The sequence below is a fragment of the Alishewanella aestuarii B11 genome, from assembly GCF_000280055.1.
Lineage (GTDB): Bacteria > Pseudomonadota > Gammaproteobacteria > Enterobacterales > Alteromonadaceae > Alishewanella > Alishewanella aestuarii.
The window spans coordinates 46766-68804 of sequence record NZ_ALAB01000042.1 but is presented as its reverse complement, the minus strand read 5'-3'; the positions used below and the strand labels follow the sequence as shown (position 1 = coordinate 68804).

Annotated in this window: 19 protein-coding genes; 10 read left to right on the top strand and 9 right to left on the bottom strand. The window is 53.9% G+C overall.

Features of this window, described 5'->3' with window-relative positions:
- The first annotated feature begins 104 nt into the window (after positions 1 to 104).
- From AEST_RS16405 to cysW, 4 genes are all read left to right on the top strand, one after another.
- The gene (locus AEST_RS16405; RefSeq protein ID WP_008610411.1) at positions 105 to 1931 is read left to right on the top strand and encodes an SLC13 family permease; all 1827 of its coding nucleotides are present in this window, start codon (positions 105 to 107) and stop codon (positions 1929 to 1931) included.
- A gap of 130 nt (positions 1932 to 2061) precedes the next feature.
- Complete coding sequence (gene cysP, locus AEST_RS16400; RefSeq protein ID WP_008610410.1) at positions 2062 to 3060, top strand: thiosulfate ABC transporter substrate-binding protein CysP; 999 nt, start codon at positions 2062 to 2064, stop codon at positions 3058 to 3060.
- Positions 3057 to 3908, top strand: a complete 852-nt coding sequence (gene cysT, locus AEST_RS16395; RefSeq protein ID WP_008610409.1) for a sulfate/thiosulfate ABC transporter permease CysT — start codon at positions 3057 to 3059, stop codon at positions 3906 to 3908. The genes cysP and cysT overlap by 4 nt, the downstream gene beginning before the upstream one ends.
- Positions 3905 to 4726: a sulfate ABC transporter permease subunit CysW gene (cysW, locus tag AEST_RS16390; RefSeq protein WP_008610408.1), complete on the top strand. Its 822-nt coding sequence runs from the start codon at positions 3905 to 3907 to the stop codon at positions 4724 to 4726. The genes cysT and cysW overlap by 4 nt, the downstream gene beginning before the upstream one ends.
- Before the next feature lie 94 nt (positions 4727 to 4820).
- Here cysW and AEST_RS16385 read toward each other — a convergent pair whose 3' ends face one another.
- From AEST_RS16385 to AEST_RS16370, 4 genes are all read right to left on the bottom strand, one after another.
- The gene (locus AEST_RS16385) at positions 4821 to 6857 is read right to left on the bottom strand and encodes a bifunctional metallophosphatase/5'-nucleotidase (RefSeq protein ID WP_008610404.1); all 2037 of its coding nucleotides are present in this window, start codon (positions 6855 to 6857) and stop codon (positions 4821 to 4823) included.
- Between the two features lie 68 nt (positions 6858 to 6925).
- Positions 6926 to 7342, bottom strand: coding sequence for an HIT family protein (locus AEST_RS16380; RefSeq protein WP_008610402.1), 417 nt, complete (start codon positions 7340 to 7342; stop codon positions 6926 to 6928).
- 98 nt (positions 7343 to 7440) lie between these two features.
- Positions 7441 to 8292, bottom strand: coding sequence for an S-formylglutathione hydrolase (gene fghA / locus AEST_RS16375; RefSeq protein ID WP_008610401.1), 852 nt, complete (start codon positions 8290 to 8292; stop codon positions 7441 to 7443).
- Positions 8293 to 8310: 18 nt separating this feature from the next.
- Positions 8311 to 9429, bottom strand: a complete 1119-nt coding sequence (locus AEST_RS16370; RefSeq protein ID WP_008610400.1) for an S-(hydroxymethyl)glutathione dehydrogenase/class III alcohol dehydrogenase — start codon at positions 9427 to 9429, stop codon at positions 8311 to 8313.
- Between the two features lie 124 nt (positions 9430 to 9553).
- Here AEST_RS16370 and AEST_RS16365 point away from each other — a divergent pair, with 124 nt between their 5' ends.
- From AEST_RS16365 to AEST_RS16340, 6 genes are all read left to right on the top strand, one after another.
- Positions 9554 to 10426, top strand: coding sequence for a LysR family transcriptional regulator (locus tag AEST_RS16365; RefSeq protein WP_008610398.1), 873 nt, complete (start codon positions 9554 to 9556; stop codon positions 10424 to 10426).
- A gap of 118 nt (positions 10427 to 10544) precedes the next feature.
- Positions 10545 to 10859 (top strand): YbjQ family protein, encoded by a 315-nt coding sequence (locus AEST_RS16360; protein ID WP_008610396.1) that lies wholly within the window; start codon positions 10545 to 10547, stop codon positions 10857 to 10859.
- Positions 10860 to 10861: 2 nt separating this feature from the next.
- Positions 10862 to 11371 (top strand): YbjQ family protein, encoded by a 510-nt coding sequence (locus tag AEST_RS16355; RefSeq protein WP_008610395.1) that lies wholly within the window; start codon positions 10862 to 10864, stop codon positions 11369 to 11371.
- Between the two features lie 9 nt (positions 11372 to 11380).
- Positions 11381 to 12229, top strand: a complete 849-nt coding sequence (locus tag AEST_RS16350; RefSeq protein WP_008610394.1) for a M48 family metallopeptidase — start codon at positions 11381 to 11383, stop codon at positions 12227 to 12229.
- On the top strand, positions 12207 to 13274 hold the full coding sequence (locus tag AEST_RS16345) for an efflux RND transporter periplasmic adaptor subunit (protein ID WP_008610392.1): 1068 nt from the start codon (positions 12207 to 12209) through the stop codon (positions 13272 to 13274). The genes AEST_RS16350 and AEST_RS16345 overlap by 23 nt, the downstream gene beginning before the upstream one ends.
- Positions 13271 to 16333, top strand: coding sequence for an efflux RND transporter permease subunit (locus AEST_RS16340; RefSeq protein ID WP_008610388.1), 3063 nt, complete (start codon positions 13271 to 13273; stop codon positions 16331 to 16333). Before AEST_RS16345 ends, AEST_RS16340 begins: the two co-directional genes overlap by 4 nt.
- A 62-nt stretch (positions 16334 to 16395) precedes the next feature.
- Here AEST_RS16340 and AEST_RS16335 read toward each other — a convergent pair whose 3' ends face one another.
- The 5 genes from AEST_RS16335 to astE all read right to left on the bottom strand — a co-directional run bounded on the left by AEST_RS16335 (position 16396) and on the right by astE (position 21993).
- Positions 16396 to 16719 (bottom strand): energy transducer TonB, encoded by a 324-nt coding sequence (locus tag AEST_RS16335; RefSeq protein ID WP_238534631.1) that lies wholly within the window; start codon positions 16717 to 16719, stop codon positions 16396 to 16398.
- Between the two features lie 233 nt (positions 16720 to 16952).
- Complete coding sequence (locus tag AEST_RS16330; protein ID WP_008610386.1) at positions 16953 to 18572, bottom strand: dihydrolipoyllysine-residue acetyltransferase; 1620 nt, start codon at positions 18570 to 18572, stop codon at positions 16953 to 16955.
- 10 nt (positions 18573 to 18582) lie between these two features.
- Complete coding sequence (locus tag AEST_RS16325; protein ID WP_008610385.1) at positions 18583 to 19560, bottom strand: alpha-ketoacid dehydrogenase subunit beta; 978 nt, start codon at positions 19558 to 19560, stop codon at positions 18583 to 18585.
- A complete protein-coding gene (locus tag AEST_RS16320) occupies positions 19560 to 20744 on the bottom strand; it encodes a thiamine pyrophosphate-dependent dehydrogenase E1 component subunit alpha (RefSeq protein ID WP_008610384.1) in 1185 nt (394 codons plus the stop codon). The genes AEST_RS16325 and AEST_RS16320 overlap by 1 nt, the downstream gene beginning before the upstream one ends.
- 211 nt (positions 20745 to 20955) lie before the next feature.
- Positions 20956 to 21993: a succinylglutamate desuccinylase gene (gene astE / locus AEST_RS16315; RefSeq protein ID WP_008610383.1), complete on the bottom strand. Its 1038-nt coding sequence runs from the start codon at positions 21991 to 21993 to the stop codon at positions 20956 to 20958.
- Between the last annotated feature and the right edge of the window lie 46 nt (positions 21994 to 22039).

Here is a 22039-nt window from a genome sequence, read left to right as displayed (position 1 = left end):
GGTCTGACCAGCTGTTTTAGTGTTTTTGATCAAGACGTTGTAACCTAAGGTACGCTATGCTGCGGTTGTAGCAGCGCTTCAGCCAGTTATGACAAAGGATCCTGATGACGATAGACTTGACGATAACGCTGGTTTTACTGGCCGCCGCCATGCTGGGCTTTACTCTCAATAAACCGCGTAGTGATGTTATTGCTTTACTGCTGATGCTGTTGTTTCCGCTCACCGGAGTCCTGACCTTATCGCAAAGTCTGGCCGGTTTTAGCGAGCCGGCCGTGCTTTTGATCGCGCTATTGTTCGTCATTGGTGAGGCCCTGGTGCGAACCGGTGTGGTTTATCGCCTTGGAGATTACCTGGTAAAACACGCCGGCAACAGTGAAAACCGGTTGCTGGTGCTATTAATGTTAGCCGTTGCCACTCTGAGTGCAGTAATGAGTTCAACCGGTGTAGTGGCGATTTTTATTCCGGTGGTACTGAGTATTGCCGCTAAGCTCAAGCTATCCCCCGCACCGCTATTAATGCCATTAGCATTTTCAGCCCTGATAGGCGGCATGCTGACGCTGGTAGCAACCCCACCCAATATGGTTGTGAACGCTGAATTACAGCGCGCCGGTGAGGCCGGATTCAGCTTTTTTGCTTTCGCGCCAATAGGCCTGATAGTTTTAATTCTGGGCATTGGCTATATGCTGTTAGCCAAAAGATTTCTAAGTCCCGCAGTGGGTCAAAACACCGGACAAGATAGTATCTCATTGAGTGGTTTGGCCGAACAGTACCGGCTGACCAGCCGCGAGTTCCGGCTACAGGTGCAGCCTCATTCGCCGCTGGTTAATCAACCTCTGAATACCCTTGGCTTACGCTCCGAGTACGGGATCAATGTGGTCGCAGTCGAACGTCCGGCGCGGTTACGCAGTTTATTATTGGTCGCCAACTCACAAACAGTAATACAAGCCGGTGATGTGCTGCTGGTCGATCTGGCCGCTGCCAGTGCCAGCGTACTTGAAGCCTCGGCCATTCTGGGGCTCAGCCCACAGCCATTGCACCACTCCTACTATAGCTTGCATGCACACCAGTTAGGTCTGGTCGAAGTCGCCTTGCCACCGGATTCGGCATTGGCCGGTAAAAGCATTCAACAAATCGGTTTTCGCAGCCGCTACCGGCTGAATATTGTCGGTATTAAACGCAAAGGCGAAGCCCTGCTAAATGTGTTACCTGATGAGGTACTGCAACAACAAGATACGCTGTTACTAGCTGGCAGTTGGTCAGAGATCCGCCGTTTACAGCAGCATAGACGCGATCTGTTGCTGCTAAGCTTACCAGCAGAGAGTAATGAAGCAACACCCGCCGCGGACAGAGCGCCCTACGCAATCGGCTCGGTATTGCTGATGATCGCGCTGATGGTGTCCGGTATAGTGCCAACGGTGTTAGCGGCATTGATCACCGCGTTAGTACTTGGCGCCTGCCGCTGTATTGACCTGAATAATGCCTACAAGGCAGTGCATTGGCCAAGTTTATTACTGATTGTTGGGATGTTGCCATTTGCTCAGGCACTGCAGCAAACCGGCGGCATTGATCTCGCTGTAAGCGGGGTATTACAACTAGCCGGCAATCAGGCCCCTCTGTTAATGCTGGCCTGCGTATTTATCATTACCATGTTATTTAGCCTGGTGATATCCAATACGGCGACAGCCGTACTGATGGCGCCGGTCGCGCTGAGTCTGGCCAGTGCCCTCAATGCCTCACCCTATCCTTTTGCGATGATGGTGGCATTAGGCGCATCTACCGCCTTTATGACCCCCATTGCTTCACCAGTCAATCTGCTGGTGATGGGCCCCGGCCAGTACCGCTTTATCGACTTTTTGAAAATTGGCAGCCCCTTTACCTTATTGGTACTGATGGTCAGTCTGATACTGGTACCGCTGTTTTTTCCACTTTAAGCGCTATGCTGCTCTGGATCTGGTTATAGCCTGATGCTATGCCTTATAACAAATTAGCTTAATGAAATGCCTTGTCGCAAAAAATTGGCATATTAAACTGGCTGCAGTTGCTTATTTTGGAGAATTGCAGATGCGTAAGTTGATCCTTGTTGCCGGCTTACTGGCGTCCAGCCTGTCGGTGGCGTCAGCCAAAGAATTATTAAATAGTAGTTACGATATTTCCCGCGAATTATTTGCCGAAATTAACCCGCTGTTTGTTGCACACTGGCAGGCAAAAACCGGCGAGACCCTGACCATCAACCAATCGCATGGCGGCTCTTCCCGTCAGGCGCAGGCCATTATTCAGGGCTTACGTGCTGATGTGGTGACCTTTAATCAAAGTTCGGATATTGATGTGCTGCATCAACGCGGCAACCTGCTACCTGCCAACTGGCGCGAGCGTTTACCCAATAATGCCTCCCCTTACTACTCCACCATGGCATTTTTAGTACGCAAAGGTAACCCGAAAAACATTCTGGACTGGGCCGATCTGACCCAGGGCGACGTGAGCCTGGTATTCCCTAACCCGAAAACCTCAGGTAACGCCCGTTATACGTATCTGGCAGCCTATGGTGCGGCTAAGCAGCGCCTTGGTGCTGACGCAGCGCGTAACTGGATGATCGATTTCCTGCGCCGTGTCGTCGTATTTGATACCGGCGGTCGTGGCGCTACCACCTCCTTTATCGAACGCCAACTGGGTGATGTATTGATTACCTTTGAATCGGAAGTGAACAATATTATCGCCCAGTACCCGGACCTGGAGTTACAACGGGTGGTTCCGGCAACGAATGTGCTGGCCGAGTTTCCGGTTGCCTGGGTAGATCGCAACGTCACACGCAACGGCACCGCCGAACAAGCCAAAGCCTATCTGGAATTTCTGTACACCGCAGAAGCGCAGCAGCTGCTGGCTAACTTCTTCTACCGTGTCCATCATCCGGAGGTGATCGCTGCAAATGCTGATAAGTTTCCGCAGACCAACCTCTTTACCGTAGAGCAGGTATTTGGCGATTGGGAAAAAGTGCATACTGACCACTTTGCCAACAACGCTGAGCTGGATAAGTTACTGGCAGAAGGACGCCGGAGTCGATGAGCGCCCTGCCTTTTCGGGCACTGCGCAGTAAAAGCGTACTGCCCGGCTTTACCATCAGCCTGGGCAGTAGCTTGTTTTTTATTGGCCTGGTTATTCTGCTGCCGCTCACGGGTCTGGTGATGCAGGTAGCAGAGCTCAGTCTGGCCGATTACTGGGCCATTATCAGTGATCCCCGGGTGGTGGCGTCATACAAGGTCACACTGTCTGCCGCCCTGGTCGCCAGTATCTTTAACCTGTTCTTTGGCCTGCTGATGGCCTGGATCCTAACTCGCTATCGCTTTCCTGGCCGCTTGTTGTTAGATGGCCTGATGGATTTGCCGTTTGCTCTGCCCACGGCGGTTGCCGGCCTGACGCTGGCGGCACTCTATGCCACCCAGGGTTGGTTTGGCCAATATCTGGCACTATGGGACATTAAAGTTTCCTATACCTGGCTTGGTATAGTGGTAGCAATGATTTTCACCAGTGTGCCCTTTGTGGTGCGCACCGTGCAGCCAGTACTGGAAGAATTTGGTCCGGAATACGAAGAGGCGTCGGCTACCCTGGGTGCCAGCCCGTTACAAACCTTTTGGCGGGTGATCATGCCGGAGATCAAACCGGCATTACTTATGGGGACAGCCTTGTCGTTTACCCGCAGTCTGGGGGAATTTGGCGCGGTGATTTTTATCGCCGGTAACCTGCCCTGGCAAACCGAGGTCACCTCACTGATGATCTTTATCCGGCTGCAGGAGTTTGATTATGCCGCCGCTGCCGCCATTGCCAGCGTGGTATTGCTGGCATCGCTGGTGCTGCTGTTTGTGATTAACGGCATCCAGCAGCGTTATCAGCATATCAGTGGAGCTTTGAAATGACGTCTAAGCTTGGTGCTTCACCACTATTACGCAGGGTGCTGATCGGCACAGGCGTAGGCTTAAGTGTGCTGCTATTGCTAACGCCGCTATTATTAATCTTTATTGCTGCCTTTTCGGCCGGCATAGGTGGCGTGATCAGCAATTTACGCGATGCGGATATGCTGCATGCCATTGGCCTGACGTTACTGGTTGCCGGTCTGACCGTGCCGATCAATCTGGTATTTGGTACCCTGATTGCCTGGTGCGTCACCCGCTTTACCTTCCCCGGACGTCGGCTGCTGCTGACGCTGATTGATATCCCTTTCGCCGTCTCGCCGGTGGTGGCGGGCTTGCTTTACCTGTTGTTATACGGCAGCAACGGACCTTTTGCGACCTGGCTGGATGCCGCTGATGTACAGTTAATGTTTGCCTGGCCGGGTCTGGTGATGGTGACGGTCTTTGTGTCCTGCCCCTTTGTGGTAAAAGAACTGGTACCACTGATGTCGACCCTCGGCACCGAGCAGGAAGAAGCGGCAGTATTACTGGGCGCCAGCGGTTGGCAGGTATTCTGGCATATTACCTTTCCCAATATCCGCTGGGCCTTGCTGTATGGGGTGATTCTGACAAACGCCCGGGCGGTTGGCGAGTTTGGTGCGGTGTCGGTGGTATCCGGCACGATTCGCGGCCAAACTAATACCCTGCCGTTGCATATCGAACTGCTACAGCAGGACTATAATGCCACCGGCGCCTTTATCGCTGCCGCTCTGCTCACCCTGATGGCGATTGCCACTTTAGTCGTCAAAGCCATTCTGCAATGGCGGCTCCAGCGCGATCATTAATGCCCAAGCTGGTCAGACCGGTACCATTTTTAAGCAGGAAGTGCTGTGGATAAATGCCAGACTGGTTAAATCTGTACCGGAGTGCTGTGGATAACTAGCGATACAGGGTTACGGTGGCGGGTCTGGTCCGCTGCCATAAGTCCGGTTGCGCCTGCAGGTGGTCAATCACCGCCTGTGCTGCCGTTTTGCAATCCACACCGGGTTCACCGCACGGCCACTGCGTCAGCCCCTGATACAACGGGGTAAAGGCTGGCTGGCCACGGCTATCCAGGCTAGCGGTGACCCGCTCGACCACAAAGGCTTTCGGCTGACCGTTCAGCAAAATAATATCACGTCTGTCTGTCTGCTCCGCCTGGGCTTGCTGTAATTGCTGCCAGCCATCATTACCGTTGGCCAGATAATTGGTGGTGACCAGCCGGTACTCGCGCTGTGGATCCAATGCCTGCCAGCTTTGCTCCTGCCAAACCTCCACCGCTACGCTGGCGCTGTAATCATCCTCCTGCCGGGCCACATAGCGCAGGCCACTGCCATATGGAAATTTACCGGCATGGGCGCCAGGTGGTAGCGTGGCACTGATGGTTTGCTGCAACAGCGCTAACAAATCCGCCCCCGAGACAGTTAGCACGCTCAGCGGTGTATCAAAGGGTAATACTTCAAGCCGGATATGCCCTTCATAAATCGTGCCGGCCTCAAGATGACTACGGATATTGCCCGCGCCAATTAAACTGAGCTGCACCGGCCCGGCAACCAGAGCCTGCACCGCCGGGGTATTGACATAATTCAGCATGGCATCGGCAATATGCCCGGCGAGCTCAGAGCCATGCTGGTCGCTGCCACCTGTGCCCGGTAAGCGCACATGGGCAATGCTGCGCTCAGTACTGCTGATAGCGGTGCCATAGGCTTGTTGTACCGCCGGTAAATAAACCGTATCCAGCACCTCGCGCAGCAGCGGGTCTTCATCGACAATGGCCGTATTGGCCAGCTGCTGTACCTGCTGTAGGGTGCGGCTTAACGCCAATCCCGTAAGCTTTGCGTCGGCACGGCGCAAGGCGGAAGGATAATAATCACGCCCGGCTAACAGGGTATTTTGTCCCTGACAAGCGGTAACCTGGCCCGCCAGGTTAAAACTTACGGTCAGAGCGCCAATCGCCTGTGCATACTGTCCGGCCTGCACCACACAGGTTATGCCCTGGCCATCCGGATTGGGCACCTGTTGGGCATAAGGTGGTTGCTGCCCCAGATACCAGTGCCGGAAATCTCCCAATAACGAATGCGAATGGCCACCGACAATCACATCAATTCCATTGACCCAGGTAGCCAGATTCAGATCGCGCTGGTGGCCTAAATGCGTTAGCGCGATAATATGCGGCACCCCCAGCGCGGTCAGGTGATCGACGGTTTGTTGTGCTGAAGTAATTTCGGCGCTAAATTCCAACGCGCCGGTATCCGGCACCATGGTACGCATATCTTCCAGTGCCACACCAAAGATTGCCAGCAAGCGCGCCCCTTCAGCCTGTTCTACCGCTGCGATTGGCTGCCAGCGTTCGCCCTGCTGCCGGTAGAGCTGATAAGGCTTAAGGTTAGTCACTCCGGCCAGTAAGGGTTCGGCCCGGGTATCGACATTGGCTGCCAGCAGCGGAAAATTAATTTCACTGGCAAATTGCGCCAGCTTAGGCAGGCCGATATCAAATTCATGGTTGCCCAGTGCCATCGCGTCCAGCTGCATCCGGTTTAAAATATCGATATTGATCTGATGCTCAAACAGCTCGAAATAGGCACTGCCTTTAAACGCATCACCACCGTGCAAAAATAATGAGGGGGTGCCCGCCGCCTGCGCTCGTTGCTGCAACTGTCTGGCTTTCGTCAGTAACCGCGGATGGCCGCCAATAAAGGTATAAAGCGCCTCCCCCGGCGCCAATTCGACCTTGGCCGGCGAGGGGTCAAATTGCGAGTGGGTATCATTAATATGGATAATCGCCAGCTGCCAGTCAGCGTCAGTACTAGCTGCAACATTGTTGGCTGCAACACGGACGGCTGCATCATGGACTGCAGCATCAGGGCCGGCAGGTCGGGTGCAGGCAGTTAGTCCAACAATTAATAATAAGCCAAACGTGAGGCGAGCAGTCAACATAGCACTACCTTTAGCAGAACAGCGGGAAGATAACCGCCCGGGCAACTGCCGGGCAGGTGTCATGCGGATTATTGTAACACAGCGGCTAACTGCTCACCGATAGCCTTGATTTGTGCCATATCACCCTGCTCGGCGCCATGCGCTTTTAGCGTACTGAGGTGCGCCGGGATTAAATGAAAGTGCAGGTGTGGTACGGTTTGCCCGGCTTCAGTACCATTAAGTTGCATCAGCACCACGCCTTTGGCAGCTAACACCTGCTGTTGTGCCGCCATCACCTTCTGCACCGCCGCTAACACTGGCTGAGCATATGCCAGCGGTAAGTCAGCCAGCGTTACCGCTGCGTACTTAGGGATCACCAGCGCATGACCGCTTGCCTGCGGCATAATATCCATAAAGGCCAGGCTGTGGTCATCTTCGTAGATCTTAAAACACGGCAAGTCGCCGCGCAGAATTTTGGCAAACACATTATCCGGGTTATAGCTCATCTCGGGCTCCATCAGCAAAAGGGATTTCGCGGTAGCGGAAATTATGCCAGCAAGTCCGCTAAAGAGCAGCAATTAGTTATCTGCTGCTCTTTAGCACGTTATGCCGCTAATAACCCAAGATAACGGGCGTGAAAGCGCAAATGCTGTTCAATAAAGCTGGCAATAAAATAATAGCTATGGTCATAACCTGGCTGCAGCCGGATCTCAGCCTGCGCCCCGCTTCGCTTTGCTGCGGCAAGCAAGGTTTCCGTGCGCAGCTGCTCAGGATAGAACTGATCTGCCAGTCCCTGATCCACCAAAATAGGCAGATCACTGCCCTGCTGTGCCAGTAACAGAGCCGCATCATATTGCTGCCAACGGTTAGGATCCGCACCCAGATAGCCAGTCAGCGCCTTGATCCCCCAAGGGCAGGCGCTGGGATGACAGATCGGTGAAAAGGCAGAAATGCTGCGATAGCGACTGCTGTTGCGCAGGCCGATCACCAGCGCCCCATGGCCGCCCATCGAATGACCACTGATTGCCCGCTGCGGTGTCAGTGGTAGCTCCGCTTCCAGCAAAGCAGGTAGTTCCTGCACAATGTAGTCATACATCTGATAATGCTTAGCGTAAGGCTCCTCGGTGGCGTTGACATAAAAGCCGGCACCCAGCCCAAAGTCATAGCTACCTTGTGGATCATCCGCTACCCCTTCGCCACGTGGGCTGGTATCCGGGATCACCAGCGCCAGACCAAGCTCGGCCGCGATACGCTGGGCTCCGGCCTTGCTGGCAAAGTTTTCATCGGTGCAGGTTAACCCCGATAACCAGTACAGCGCCGGTACGCGCTGACTGGCCGCCTGCGGCGGCAGATACACTGAGAACTGCATCTCGCAATGCAGTACCGCCGACTGATGTTTAAAGCGCAGTTGACGACCGTCAAAACAACGCTGTTCACTGATCTGATTCAGACTCATCTTTGCCCCAATTGACTATCAGAAGTGAATAACAGTACGGATCGACTTACCTTCATGCATCAGATCGAAGGCTTTGTTAATGTCTTCAAGCGGCATGGTATGGGTAATAAAGGTATCCAATTCAAACTCACCGTTTAGATAGCGGTCAACATAGCCCGGTAGCTCACTACGGCCTTTCACGCCACCAAAGGCCGTACCGCGCCAGACGCGGCCGGTAACCAGTTGGAATGGCCGGGTTGAAATTTCCTGGCCCGCACCGGCGACACCGATAATAATCGACTCGCCCCAGCCCTTATGACAACACTCCAGCGCCGAACGCATCACATTAACATTACCGATGCACTCAAAGGAGAAATCGACGCCGCCATCTGTCATCTCGACAATCACTTCCTGAATTGGCTTGTCATATTTCTTCGGGTTGACGACATCGGTGGCACCGAGTTTTTTCGCGATATCAAATTTATCTTCGTTAATATCAATAGCAATAATGCGGCCGGCTTTGGCCATCACTGAGGCAATCACCGCCGATAAGCCGATGCCGCCCAGACCAAAGATCGCCACCGTATCACCCGGCTTTACCTTGGCGGTATTAAATACCGCGCCCATGCCGGTGGTCACGCCACAGCCCAGCAAACAGACTTTCTCTAACGGGGCTTCTTTATTAATTTTTGCCAGCGAAATTTCCGGCAATACGGTGTACTCTGAGAAGGTCGAGGTGCCCATATAGTGATAAATCGGCTTGCCGTCTTTCGAGAAACGGCTGGTGCCATCCGGCATCAAGCCCTTGCCCTGCGTGGCACGGATCGCCTGGCAGAGGTTGGTTTTACCCGATAAACAGAACTTACATTTGCCACATTCCGGGGTATACAGCGGGATCACATGGTCGCCAACAGCAACCGAGGTCACGCCCTCGCCAACCGCCTCGACAATACCGCCGCCCTCATGGCCCAGGATCACCGGAAAAATACCTTCCGGATCCTCACCCGACAACGTAAACGCATCGGTATGGCAGACACCACTGGCAACGATCCGCACCAGCACCTCGCCTTTTTGTGGCGGCATTAAATCCACTTCTTCAATCGACAAAGGTTGGCCTGGGCCCCAGGCCACAGCTGCGCGGGTTTTGATCATTTGCATCGTTAAGTCCTTGGTGTGTTTACGCGAAAGCAATACTGACACTATAGCGCAGTTAGGATTTTTTCCATATACGGCAGAATAACGCTAAAATACAAAGCAGTTTTGCATAAACGTAATAATAAAGATGAGTGAATGGCAAGGGATCAGTGAATTCGTGGCGGTGGCGGAACAGCAAAGCTTTACTAAGGCAGCACGCCAACTTGGCCTGTCGGTGGCGCAGGTTAGCCGCAATATAGCCGCGCTGGAGCAACAACTGGCGTTAAAACTGCTATACCGCTCTACCCGCAGCGTCAGCCTGACGGCAGAAGGCTTGCTGTATTTACAACATTGCCGGCATTTGGTCAGCAGTCTGGCCGAAGCCAACCGCGCCATGGCCAATCTTACGGCGTCGCCACGCGGCCTGCTAAAGGTGACGGCACCCGTATTCTACGGAGAAACCCGACTCTCCCCGCTACTCCATCGCTTTTTACAGCGTTACCCTGAACTTGAGCTGGAACTGGTGCTCACCAACGATAAGCTGGATCTGGTGCAAGGCGGCTTTGATCTGGCGCTACGGCTCGGGCAGTTAACCGACTCCAGCCTGATTGCGCGGCGACTGGCCAGCCGGCGCCAGTATCTGGTTGCCGCGCCAGCCTATCTGGCCGCCCAGGGCACGCCAGAGTCGTTAGCGGATCTGGACCAACATCAGTGCCTGATAGGTACCGTCAATATCTGGCGCTTTGCCGAACAACAGAAAACCGTATCGTATCGTCCGCGCGGCCGGCTGCAGTGTAATAGTGGTTTAGCATTAAAAGATGCCGCCCTCTGTGGCCTCGGGCTGGCGCAGCTGCCGGATTACTATATCAGTGATGAGTTGGCGAATGGCAGCCTGGTTGAAGTGTTAGGGGCGTACCGCCAGCCGGATGACGGCATCTGGGCGCTGTATCCGCAAAACCGCCATCTGTCGGCCAAGGTACGGCAGTTGGTCGACTATCTGGCTGTTGCGCTAAGCACTTAAGCTCCGGCAACTGGCAACGAGCAACTGACCAGAAAAAGTGTAAAAAATTATGTCGATCGCTGCTATTTGCCCTGCTGCAGCGTAAGATAGTCTGACACAGTAAATTAGGGATAATCCGATGTATATGACCAATATTGAAACCGTGCCCGGCAAAACTATTATTGATTGTTATGGCGTAGTGTCTGGCAGTACGGTGCGTGCCAAGCATGTTGGCCGCGATATTATGGCTGGTATTAAAAATGTGTTTGGTGGCGAGCTGCGCGGCTATACTGAGCTTCTAAACGAGTCACGTGATGAAGCGATCAAGCGCATGCAGGCGCAAGCCGCCGAGCTGGGTGCCAATGCGATCATCAATGTGCGGTTTTCTACTTCCTCCATCGCCGCTGGCGCAGCTGAAATTTACGTTTACGGCACTGCAGTGCGGGTTGGCTGACGATGCTGCCATTACTGACTTTTCTGACACTACTGCTGCTCGGCTATCTGTCCGGTCAGTGGCTGGAGCGGCGCCATTACCGCAGTATTATTGAGCGGGAACAGCAGCTACAAAACCTGCCACACAGCAACAGTCGTGACTTGCTGCTGCCGATGCAAGACATTACGCGGGTCGAATTGCTTGCCGGCAGTGTGGTGATCTCAATTGACTACTTTAAGCGCGTTGTTGCCATCCTGCGCAGCCTGGTTGGCGGCCCGGTGGCCAGCTATGAAACCCTGATTGATCGTGCCAGACGGGAAGCCATACTGCGTTTAAAACAACAATGTCCGGATGCCTGTCAACTGATTAATATCCGGATTGAAACCTCGGCTATCCATAATGCCGCTGGCAATGGTATAGGTTCGGTTGAGCTCCTGGCCTATGGCACTGCCATCTATGGTCGCGTCCAAACAGCCACTACCGCCGCCACCGCATCGGTATTAGCTGCGTCGCTGCAATCGATAACACATTAAGGCTGCCAGATGGCCTATCAGCCGCGCCTGCCCAAAACCAATGTTAACGTCAGCCGCCAGCGCCCGCTGGCGGATTTGCTGCTGATCGGCTCCGCCCTGACACTGTTGCTACTATTACTGTATTGGTTACTGGGCCTGGCGGTAGATAAAGCCATTTCCCAGCTTGATCCTAAGCTCGAATATCAATGGTTTGGGCAATGGCAGCAACACAGTGCATCATCGCCCGTGCAGCAGCAATTACAGCAACTAAGCGATCAGCTACAGCAATGCACTGCCCTGGCCTATCCGGTACGCGTCAGTTATCTTGACCAGCCACTGGTTAATGCCGGTGTTTTACCAGGTGGCAGCATGTTGGTATATCGGGGCTTACTGACGCAACTGCACACCGAGAATGCCCTGGCCTTTTTGCTGGCCCATGAGCTGGCACATCTGGAACAACGCGATCATTTACGGGGCCTGGGCCGCGGCCTGGTGCTGGCCGTGCTAAGCGCTACCCTTACCGGTAATGCGAATGCCGGCCAGATCTTTCTACCCGCCACTGAACTTGGCATGGCGCGCCACTCGCAGCAGCGGGAACTGGCCGCCGATGCCAGGGCGCTGGCGATTTTACATTGTCATTATGGTCATATCGGCGGCGCAGAGCGTTTTTTTCAAACACTGGCGGCCAGCGACAACAGCCAGCTACCGGACTGGTTTGCCAGCCACCCGGCGCTGCAGAAACGGCTCACCGCGTTACAGAGCGAGCAGCAGCGTCACGGCTACCCGGTGCAAGCTGAACAGCCGCTGCCAGAGGTGTTACAACAACTGACCACCGCAAAATCAATAAGGATAGAGTATGCCTCGCCTGACGCCCGTTAAGATTGCTATTGTCGTTAGCCTGCTGTTTCTGCTTTGGTTGGCGCTGGGTAATCACTACCGTAGTCAATCTGAAGCCCCGCCAATCAAAACTGAGCAGCAGGCGACAGGCTTTAGCGTACAAACCCGGCTCTCGCAAGCCACAGACTATCCTGCCCAACTAAAACTCCAAGGCCAACTTGCCGCCTGGCATCAGCTGGAAGTCAAAGCGCAAATCAGCGGCAAGGTTGAGCGCATTCTGGTGGAGCAAGGCGCAGCAGTCAGCCGCGGCAGCACGCTACTACAACTGAGTGATGAGGGCCGGCACAGCCGCCTGCAGCAAGCGAAGGCGCTGTTGGCGCTGCGCCAGAGCGAACTGCAAAGCGCGACAGCGTTAAAGCAACGGCAGTTTGTCTCTGAAACCGAACTGGCACGGTTAACCAACGAATTACGCCTGGCCGAAACCGCTCTCACCGATGCCCAACTGGCGGTACAACATCAAAACCCGGTTGCACCCTTTGACGGCGTACTGGGACGACGTTTGATCGAGCCCGGCGCGCTGGTACAGCCCGGCCAAAGTCTGTTTCAGCTGTTAGATATCGTAAAATTGCGCGCCAGCGCCCAGGTACCGCAACAGCAAGTCAGCGAACTGGCTCTGGGACAAGCCGTCATTATCACCTTATTGGATGGCCGCCAGCTATCAGGCGAGCTCAGCTTTATCAGCCCGGCAGCCGATGTCGCCACCCGCAGCTATTATATCGAGGCCAGTATTGCTAACCCCGAACAGCTGCCGTTGGCCGGTGCCAGTGCCACCTTGCAGATCAGCCTCTCGGCGCGCCAGGCGCATGCGTTATCCCCAGCGCTATTAAAACTGGATCCGCAAGGCCGGCTTGGCGTCTATACGGTAGAGCAAAGTCGCGTCGCCTTTTATCCGGTGCAGCTGCTCAGTGCCGACAATCAGTTGGCCTGGGTTAGTGGCTTGGCAACAGAGGTTGAGTTGATCACCCTGGGAGCCGGCTTTGTCGAGGTTGGACAACAGGTCAGTGTGGTGCGCGAGGCCACGCCATGAGAAGCCTGATCGCTGCCGCTATTCAACGCAGCCGTGCCAGCCTGATGCTGCTACTGTTTTTATTTATCGCTGGTATCAGTGCCTATCTGGTGATCCCGAAAGAAGCCAACCCCGATGTCGCCATCCCAATGATGTATGTGTCGATGTCACTGGACGGCATCAGTCCGGAAGACGGTGAACGCTTGCTGGTTCGGCCGATGGAGCACGAGTTGCGTTCACTGGAAGGCATTAAGAAAATGACCTCGGTCGCCAGTGAGGGCCATGCCTCGGTGATGCTGGAGTTTGATGCCGGCTTTAATGCCGATAAGGCACTGGCCGATGTGCGGGTGAAAGTGGACGCTGCGCGCGCTAAACTGCCAGCCGAAGCGAAGGAACCCACCGTTAAGGAAATTAACGTGGCGCTGTTTCCGGTATTATCTATAGGTCTGTCCGGCCCGGTTCCGGAGTCGGTGCTGGTAGGGATCGCCCGGCGCTTAAAGGAACAAATTGAAGCCATCCCGGAAATTCTGGAGGTCGATATTGGTGGCGATCGGGAAGATGTGCTGGAGATCATCGTCGATCCGCAAGTGTTGCAAAGCTATGGCCTGGATTATCAGCAGCTGTTTCGTTTGGTATCGAATAATAACCGTCTGGTTGCCGCCGGCAGTTTAGATACCGGTGCCGGCCGGATGGCCATTAAAGTGCCGGGTATAATTGAAGATCTGAATGATGTGCTGTCGATCCCAATCAAAGTCAGTGGCGATACCGTGCTCACCTTTGCCGATGTCGCTACCGTCAATGCCGGCTTTAAAGATCCGCTTAGTTTCGCCCGCATTAATGGTCAGCCGGCCCTGGTACTGGAAGTGAAAAAGCGCAGTGGCGCGAATATTATCTCAGCCATCGAGCAAACCAAGGCCTTGCTTGCACAGGCAGAGCGCCAGTTTCCGCCCGGAATGCAAATTGATTACATTATGGATCAGTCAAAAGACGTCAAAGAGATGTTATCTGACTTATTGAATAATGTGCTGACCGCGGTGGTGCTGGTGTTAATTTTGATCCTCGCCACCATGGGCATGCGCTCGGCGCTACTTGTTGGCATTACCATCCCAGGTGCATTTTTTGCCGGGATCCTGCTGATTTGGCTGCTCGGCTTTACGATGAATATTATCGTGCTGTTCTCGCTGATCCTGGTAGCCGGCATGCTGGTCGATGGCGCTATCGTAGTCAGTGAGCTGGCTGATCGCCATATTCAGGACGGCCAGACACCAAAAGACGCCTGGCTTAATGCCGCCGATCGGATGAGCTGGCCCATTATTGCGTCTACCTTTACCACACTGGCCGTGTTTGTACCGCTGCTATTCTGGCCCGGTATTGTCGGCCAGTTTATGTTGTATTTACCCGCGACCGTGATCCTCTGTTTGCTGGCGTCACTGGCCATGGCATTGGTATTTTTACCGGTAATGGGCGCCGCCAGCCATAAAGCGCCCCAGCGCGCGCCCGCGCCAAACCGCGCCAGCCGCTATACCCTGCTCTATCGCCGCATCCTCGGCCGCTTGATCCAACGCCCGTTGTTAACACTCTGCGCAGCCTTAAGCGGTGTGGTGCTGATCTACCTGGCCTATGGCAAGTTTAACCATGGCCTGGAGTTTTTCCCCTCCGTCGAGCCGGAGTCGGCACAGGTATGGGTGCGGGCCCGCGGCGATCTGTCGATCTATGAAAAAGATGCCATCCTGCGTCAGGTCGAACAACGCTTGCTCGGCATGCCGGAAGTCAAAGCCCTCTATGCCCGCAGTCTGGCTGCTGCCAGTGGCGAGCTAACCGCAGATGTGATTGGTACTATCCAGTTTCAGTTTATCGACTGGCACCAGCGCCGCCGCGCTGCGGTGATCCTGGATGAGATGCGCGAGCGCACCGCTGACCTGCCCGGCCTGGTCCTGGCATTTCGCCAGCAACAGGAAGGCCCGGCCGGTGGCAAGCCGATAGAGCTGCAAGTTAGTGCCGAAGACAGCAGCCAGATTGACGCTGCTGTTAACCAGATCCTGGCCCGGATGCAGCAACTTGGTGGCTTTATCGATATTGAAGATGATCGCAGTTTACCTGGCATTGAATGGCGGCTAACCGTTGATCGTGCAGAAGCCGCCCGTTTTGGCGCCGATGTGCTGACAGTAGGTAATGCGATCCAACTGGTCAGCAATGGCCTGCTGCTGGCGAAGTTTCGCCCGGAGTATGCCAGTGATGAAGTGGATATCCGGGTGCGCTTTCCGGCAAACTGGCGCTCGTTAGCCCAGCTTGAGCGTTTAACCGTAGAAACACCGCGCGGTCAGGTACCACTCACCAACTTCGTTAGCTTAGAACCCGGCGAGAAAACCAGTGTGATCCGGCGGATTGACAGTAACCGCGCCGTTACCATTAAAAGCGATCTCGCTCCCGGCTATCAGGTAGCAGAGCGGCTGGCGGCACTGCGCGGCAGTGGCCTGGTCCTGCCTGAGGGGGTTATGATCAAAACTGCCGGTGAAGATGCCGATCAGCAGGAAGCAATGAACTTTTTAATCAGCGCGTTCTTTATTGCAATATTTTTGATGTTGATGATTTTACTGGTGCAATTTAATAGCTGGTATCAAACGCTGCTGATCCTGTCGGCTATCGTACTCTCCACGGCCGGTGTCTTGCTGGGATTACTCGTTAATGCTCAGCCCTTTGGTATCGTCATGGTGGGGATGGGGATTATCGGGCTGGCGGGTATCGTGGTAAACAATAATATCGTCTTGATTGATACCTATAACCAACTGCGGCAACAAGGGCTAAACAGTATCGAGGCTGCGCTGGAAACAGGCACCTTGCGCTTACGCCCGGTATTACTAACCTCTGTTACCACTGTGCTGGGGTTAATGCCGATGGTGCTGGCAGTCAATGTTAATTTGCTGGAGCCCAGCCTGGGTTTTGGTGCGCCCTCCACCATGTGGTGGACGCAATTATCCAGTGCCATCGCCGGCGGTTTAAGCTTTGCTACCCTACTGACACTATTTTTAACCCCGGCGTTGTTGGTACTGGGCGATAAGGTTTTAAAACGGCAGTATTAAGTTTATTGGGGCAGCGTAGAGGCTGCCCCAGCAGATCATGATCTGACCCCGAAGTTTCAACGTTAGCTGCGAACCAATACTCGGTAGCCTACGGCAGGCAACATATCGTCACCGCGACACTGGGTGCGGGCATTGAGTTGTTCAGGGTCGCAACGTCCCTCAACCGTTTCCAGACAGAACTCAAAGCGGGTTTGCAATTTTACCGGCTCAGTTAATAAGCCGGCTGGCAGTTGCTGCCATTGCCACTTTAGGATCGCCGCCTTGGCTTCACGGGCAAAAAAGCGGTTTGAGGCATCCAGGGTAACCACGTCATGCAGCTGATAATCTGGTGTCACAACATACTCAATAGTGGCACAGCCTTCACCACCGGCTCTCGCCTCTTCCACCGGGTACCTCGGTCCTAATCTGGCTAAATCTCTAAAAAGGCCACTAGCGTGCGGTTGCTTGGTTACCGGCAGATTAGCGAAACGCGCATCCGGGCTAGGTTGGGTTGTAGTTTGGCAGGCACTGAGCGTTATTACTGCGCAAAGCAGCAAGCTTAGTTGTTTCATCTTTATTCCTTTAAGGATGGGAGCGTTATAGAACCTTCGGGGTCAGATCATGATCTGCCCCCGAAGGTTTAGCGCAGCGACAACAACATACTGCTTGGCTGCTCCAGATATTGCTTCCACAGATTGGTAAAGCGGGCAATGGTGCCACCATCAATAATACGGTGATCACCAGACCAGCTCACCTGCATCAGCTGCCGCGCCACAACCTGGCCGTTGGCAGCAAAGCGTGGTAAGGCTTGTACCTTACCCAGTGCCACGATCGCCACTTCCGGCTTATTGATAATGGGGGTCGCCACATTACCACCAATAGCACCGATATTACTGATGGTAATGGTGCCGCCTTTCAGATCGGCCGGACTTACCCGTCCTTCGCGCGCGGCATCGGTTAAACGGGTCAACTCGGCAGCAATTTCCAGAATGGACTTTTGCTCACAGCCTTTGACATTAGGTACCAACAAGCCAATTTTCGAGTCCACCGCGACGCCGATATTATGGGCGCTAAAATAAGTCAGTTCAGTACAGTCGGCATTCGGCTGACTGTTCATCACCGGGAACTCGTTAATCGCCAGCGACAACGCCTTCATAAAGAACGGCATCATCGTCAGCTTCACGCCCTGTTTGGCATACTGATCTTTAAGTTGTAGCCGCAGCGCAATCAGATCGGTTAAATCGATTTCTTCGCAATACGTAAAGTGCGGAATGGTCGATACAGATTCGGCCATCTGCCGTGCCATCGCCGCTTTAATGCCACGAATAGGTTCAACCCGGTTGGTTGCCGGTTTGGCGTCCTGAACCTTCGGGGTCAGATCATGATCCGCACTGCTAACGACAGCTGTGCTTGTCGCGGCGACCGGTTTAGCGGCCGGCGCACTAACAGCGGCAACAGGGGTGCCTTGGGCAAAGGCGCGCACATCCTCTTTATAAACCCGGCCTTTATCGCCCGAGCCTGGCACCCATTGTAAATCGACACCCAGCTCACGGGCCAGACGGCGCACGGCCGGGCTGGCTAAGGCTTTGCTGCCTTTCGCCGCTGCACTATCACCGGCAGCAGGTCTTGCGGCAGTGGCGGTAACCTTCGGGGTCAGATCATGATCTGACCCCGAAGCGACCGGCGCTGCCGCAGTTACATCTCCCTGGCGGCGAATCGCAAACAGCGGTGCATGCACCTTGGCAATATCGCCCTTGGCATAGTACAGCTTACTGACCACACCGGCATATTTGGCCGGGATTTGCACCAGCGCTTTGTCGGTCATCACATCACAGACCGGCTGATCTTCTGCGATGGTATCGCCTTCCGCGACCAGCCAGTCAACGATTTCACACTCCACAATACCTTCACCGATATCCGGCAGGATAAAGTCTTCAGTAATTTCGCTGATCTTCGGGGTCAGATCATGATCTGACCCCGAAGTGGCAGCCGAAGCTGCAGCCGGTGCGGAAGCTGCACCACCAGCCACTTCCATCTCAAATAATGGCGCATGTACCTTAGCAATATCGCCTTTGGCGTAATACAGCTTGCTGACCACGCCATCATACACCGCCGGAATTTGCACCAGGGCTTTGTCGGTCATCACATCACAAACCGGCTGATCTTCTTTAATCACATCGCCTTCTTTGACCAGCCACTCGACGATTTCGCACTCGACGATACCTTCACCGATATCCGGCAGAATAAAATCCTGTTTCATCGAAAACTCCTTAGAAATTAACCGAGCGCATAATGGCTTCGAAAGTTTTCAGATGATCGGCCACATATTCTTTTTCCAGTGCCAACGGGTACGGTGTATCTAAACCACAAACCCGCTCGATCGGGCTTTCCAGATGCAGGAAACACATTTTCTGAATCGTAGCGGCAATTTCACCGGCAAAACCACCGGTTAACGGCGCTTCATGGTTAATCACCAGACGACCGGTTTTCTTTACTGATGCCGCAACGGTATCCGCATCCCATGGCAGAATACTGCGCAGGTCAATCACTTCGCACGATACGCCCTGCTCGGCCGCCATTTCTACCGCCTTTTGCACGATTTCCATCTGCGCACCCCAGGCTAGCACTGTTACGTCCTTACCCTGTTGCAGCACTTCGGCCTTACCGATGGGCAGCTCGTAATAGTCTTCCGGTACTTCGCCAACAGAGGCACGGTACAGTTTCTTCGGTTCAAAGAAAATCACCGGATCCGGGCAGGCGATCGACGCCAGCAGTAAACCTTTGGCCTGATAAGGGTCACGCGGTACCACGATTTTCAGGCCCGGCGTATGGGCAAAATAGGCTTCCGGGCTCTGGCTGTGGTAATGACCACCAGCAATACCGCCACCATAAGGGGTGCGGAATACTAAGCCACCGACATTAAATTCATTACCCGAGCGATAGCGAAACTTGGCGGTTTCGTTGACGATCTGGTCAAAGGCCGGGAAGATATAGTCAGCAAACTGGATTTCAGCCACTGGCTTCATCCCCTGTGCCGCCATACCATTAGCAAAACCAGCGATACCTTGTTCAGTTAATGGCGTATTAAAACAGCGGGCCTTACCATATTTTTCCTGCAGCTTGCTGGTGGCACGAAACACGCCGCCGAAATGGCCGACGTCTTCACCAAAGCAGACCACGCCATCGTCTTTGGCCATCGCCAGATCCAGCGCATTATTAATGGCCTGTAACATATTCATTTTTGCCATTAGTCGAGTCTCCCGGCAGTAATAGGATAAGCATCCGGATATTTGTGGATATGTGCTTTTAATTCATCCAGTTGTTGTTGCAAAGCCGGGATAGGCTCAGCGTAGACATCAGAGATCAGGTGTTCAATACCAGGCTTGGCGACTTTTTCCGCTACTTTTAACGCGTCCAGGATATCGGTGCGCAGCTGCTCAGTTTTGGCATTATCGGCAGCTTCATCCAGCCAGCCTTGCTTTAGCAACCAGGCTTTAAAGCGGGCGATCGGATCGTTTTTACGCCACAGCGCTTCTTCTTCTTTGGAGCGGTAACCGCTGGGGTCATCTGATGAGGAGTGTGCCCCTAAGCGGTAAGCCATCGACTCCAGTAATATCGGCTCGTTGTGCTTCAGCGCATAGTCACGGGCCATTTTAGTGGCCTGATACACCGCCAGAATATCAGCACCGTCCACGCGAATGGCTTTCATACCATAACCGACCGCGCGGCAGGCAATGCCGTCACCGACAAACTGCTCATTGGCCGGCGTCGAAATGGCATAGCCGTTATTGCGGCAGAAAAACAGCACCGGCGCCTTATGCACCGCGGCCATATTTAAACCGGCATGGAAGTCACCTTCAGAGGCGGCGCCTTCACCGAAGTAGCACAGCGTCAGCGCATCCAGGCCGCGCAGCTTCTGGGCATAGGCATAACCCGAGGCCTGCGGAATTTGCGTGCCCAGCGGTGACGAAATGGTCATATAGTTAATGGCGTTTGAGCCATAATGCACCGGCATTTGCCGGCCTTTACCCAGATCTTTCTCATTCGAGAACAACTGGTTCATAAATTGTTCCAGCGTAAAACCGCGATAGCGCAAGGCGCCCTGCTCCCGGTATTGCGCCATAATCATATCCTGATCGCTCAGTGCGGCAGCACTGCCGACCGTGGTCGCTTCTTCCCCTAAACACTGCATATAGAAGCTGATCCGGCCCTGGCGCTGTGCGGCCAGCATCCGCTCATCCAACACCCGGATAAACACCATGGTGTCGTACATCTTTAATGCGGTGTCTTTATCTAACTCTGGCGCTGTTGCCCCGTCATACAGACTGCCATCGTCTTGCAGGATCCTTAAGGTAGGTATTTTTAACGCATCACTGGCAGTGAACTCCGCGCGGTGCACCGTGGTAATGGTGGCGTTATTTGGATTAGTCATAAGGAGTCTCTTGGTTGTTTTTTATAGATTATAGTCGCGTCCGACACGTCGTGGCGCAGGTATCACACCGCAGACATTCCGGTTTTAACTTAAATTTTTGCGCCGAACTTTACCTTTACGTAAACTGCATTGCAACCGCCGGCGGGCATAAAAAAACCTGATCAGCAACCAAGCTGTCAGGTTATATTTACTCAGTGTCTGCTTTTCGCCACTAAATCAACTGGCCGCTGACATCTTTGGGTACCACCATCAGCATCGCCCGTTGCCCGATCGCCACCTTGGCATTGGGGAAGATTATGGCCTCACCTTCACGTTCGACCCGGTATTCCAAATCGCCATCCGTTGCCAGCAAGGATCCCAGCGGATAACTGGTAAAGTTTTCCACATCATCGGCAAAATGCAGTTTAAAATCCTGGGTTTGCTTATTAATACTGCGATACACCTCGTACAGCTGAAAATCGGCTTGCCTGAACTCGCTAAACGGCGGCAAGGCCCCGCTAACCAGCGCCCGTAACGTCTGCTCGGCTTTGGCAAAGCGCCGCATATCATTTTCACCAAAGGGACGCACCTTACCCAACTCAACGGTAAAGGCATCGGCACCATGGCTATTAGAGGCATAATAACTAAAGGTACTGGCCGGGGTTTGCATCAGCAATACCGTGCTGACTTCACAGGCTGCCAGTAACTGAAATTGAGCTTTTTTCCAGGGTTTACCGTGCAGGAATGGACAAACAGCAAATTTTTCAAAGCGCGAGCCGCGAATAGCGGTATGCAGATCATAGAGCGCGCGCTCGCGGCCCTCACCGCCGTGCTGATAAAAGCGGCTGACATAATTTTCTAATGCCTGCGCCCGGCGCCGCTCGGCATTAATCAGGCCTGCGCCCTTGCTATGATGGCCGGAGAACAAGCGGTTTAAGTTCTCTTCAATCTCCCGCGTGCCGTTATTGATCGCCGCCGGATTACCAAATAATACCAGTAACCGCTCGCTCAGCTGTAGCTTACCGAGCAACACATCCCGCACCAGTGCGGCGCAGATCTCTATCGGTGCCGTTTCATTACCATGTACGCCACAACTGAGCACGATATCCTGCTGGCCACTCTGGGCAGGTTCAAAGTAAATGACCCCGGTATCCCAGATTTCAACCTGAGTACCATTGTCGAGGCTAAAGTGCGCCGGCGATAACCCATCGGGGTTTGCCAGGGTTAGTGCTAAAAAATCACCATCTTGTTTAAGTTGTTGTGCTGGCATATGACTTCTCTGTTAACTGCTGTACGGCAAACTACGCAGCCGGATG

Excerpts from the sequence above, each read along its gene's own strand:
- AEST_RS16405 (WP_008610411.1), top strand. The coding sequence starts at position 105 with ATGACGATAGACTTGACGATAACGCTGGTTTTACTGGCCGCCGCCATG.
- AEST_RS16345 (WP_008610392.1), top strand. The coding sequence starts at position 12,207 with ATGCCTCGCCTGACGCCCGTTAAGATTGCTATTGTCGTTAGCCTGCTG.
- AEST_RS16350 (WP_008610394.1), top strand. The coding sequence starts at position 11,381 with ATGGCCTATCAGCCGCGCCTGCCCAAAACCAATGTTAACGTCAGCCGC.
- AEST_RS16320 (WP_008610384.1), bottom strand. The coding sequence starts at position 20,744 with ATGACTAATCCAAATAACGCCACCATTACCACGGTGCACCGCGCGGAG.
- AEST_RS16365 (WP_008610398.1), top strand. The coding sequence starts at position 9,554 with ATGAGTGAATGGCAAGGGATCAGTGAATTCGTGGCGGTGGCGGAACAG.
- AEST_RS16360 (WP_008610396.1), top strand. The coding sequence starts at position 10,545 with ATGTATATGACCAATATTGAAACCGTGCCCGGCAAAACTATTATTGAT.
- AEST_RS16380 (WP_008610402.1), bottom strand. The coding sequence starts at position 7,342 with ATGAGCTATAACCCGGATAATGTGTTTGCCAAAATTCTGCGCGGCGAC.
- cysW (WP_008610408.1), top strand. The coding sequence starts at position 3,905 with ATGACGTCTAAGCTTGGTGCTTCACCACTATTACGCAGGGTGCTGATC.
- cysT (WP_008610409.1), top strand. The coding sequence starts at position 3,057 with ATGAGCGCCCTGCCTTTTCGGGCACTGCGCAGTAAAAGCGTACTGCCC.
- AEST_RS16370 (WP_008610400.1), bottom strand. The coding sequence starts at position 9,429 with ATGCAAATGATCAAAACCCGCGCAGCTGTGGCCTGGGGCCCAGGCCAA.
- AEST_RS16385 (WP_008610404.1), bottom strand. The coding sequence starts at position 6,857 with ATGTTGACTGCTCGCCTCACGTTTGGCTTATTATTAATTGTTGGACTA.
- astE (WP_008610383.1), bottom strand. The coding sequence starts at position 21,993 with ATGCCAGCACAACAACTTAAACAAGATGGTGATTTTTTAGCACTAACC.
- AEST_RS16355 (WP_008610395.1), top strand. The coding sequence starts at position 10,862 with ATGCTGCCATTACTGACTTTTCTGACACTACTGCTGCTCGGCTATCTG.
- AEST_RS16325 (WP_008610385.1), bottom strand. The coding sequence starts at position 19,560 with ATGGCAAAAATGAATATGTTACAGGCCATTAATAATGCGCTGGATCTG.
- AEST_RS16340 (WP_008610388.1), top strand. The coding sequence starts at position 13,271 with ATGAGAAGCCTGATCGCTGCCGCTATTCAACGCAGCCGTGCCAGCCTG.
- AEST_RS16330 (WP_008610386.1), bottom strand. The coding sequence starts at position 18,572 with ATGAAACAGGATTTTATTCTGCCGGATATCGGTGAAGGTATCGTCGAG.
- fghA (WP_008610401.1), bottom strand. The coding sequence starts at position 8,292 with ATGAGTCTGAATCAGATCAGTGAACAGCGTTGTTTTGACGGTCGTCAA.
- cysP (WP_008610410.1), top strand. The coding sequence starts at position 2,062 with ATGCGTAAGTTGATCCTTGTTGCCGGCTTACTGGCGTCCAGCCTGTCG.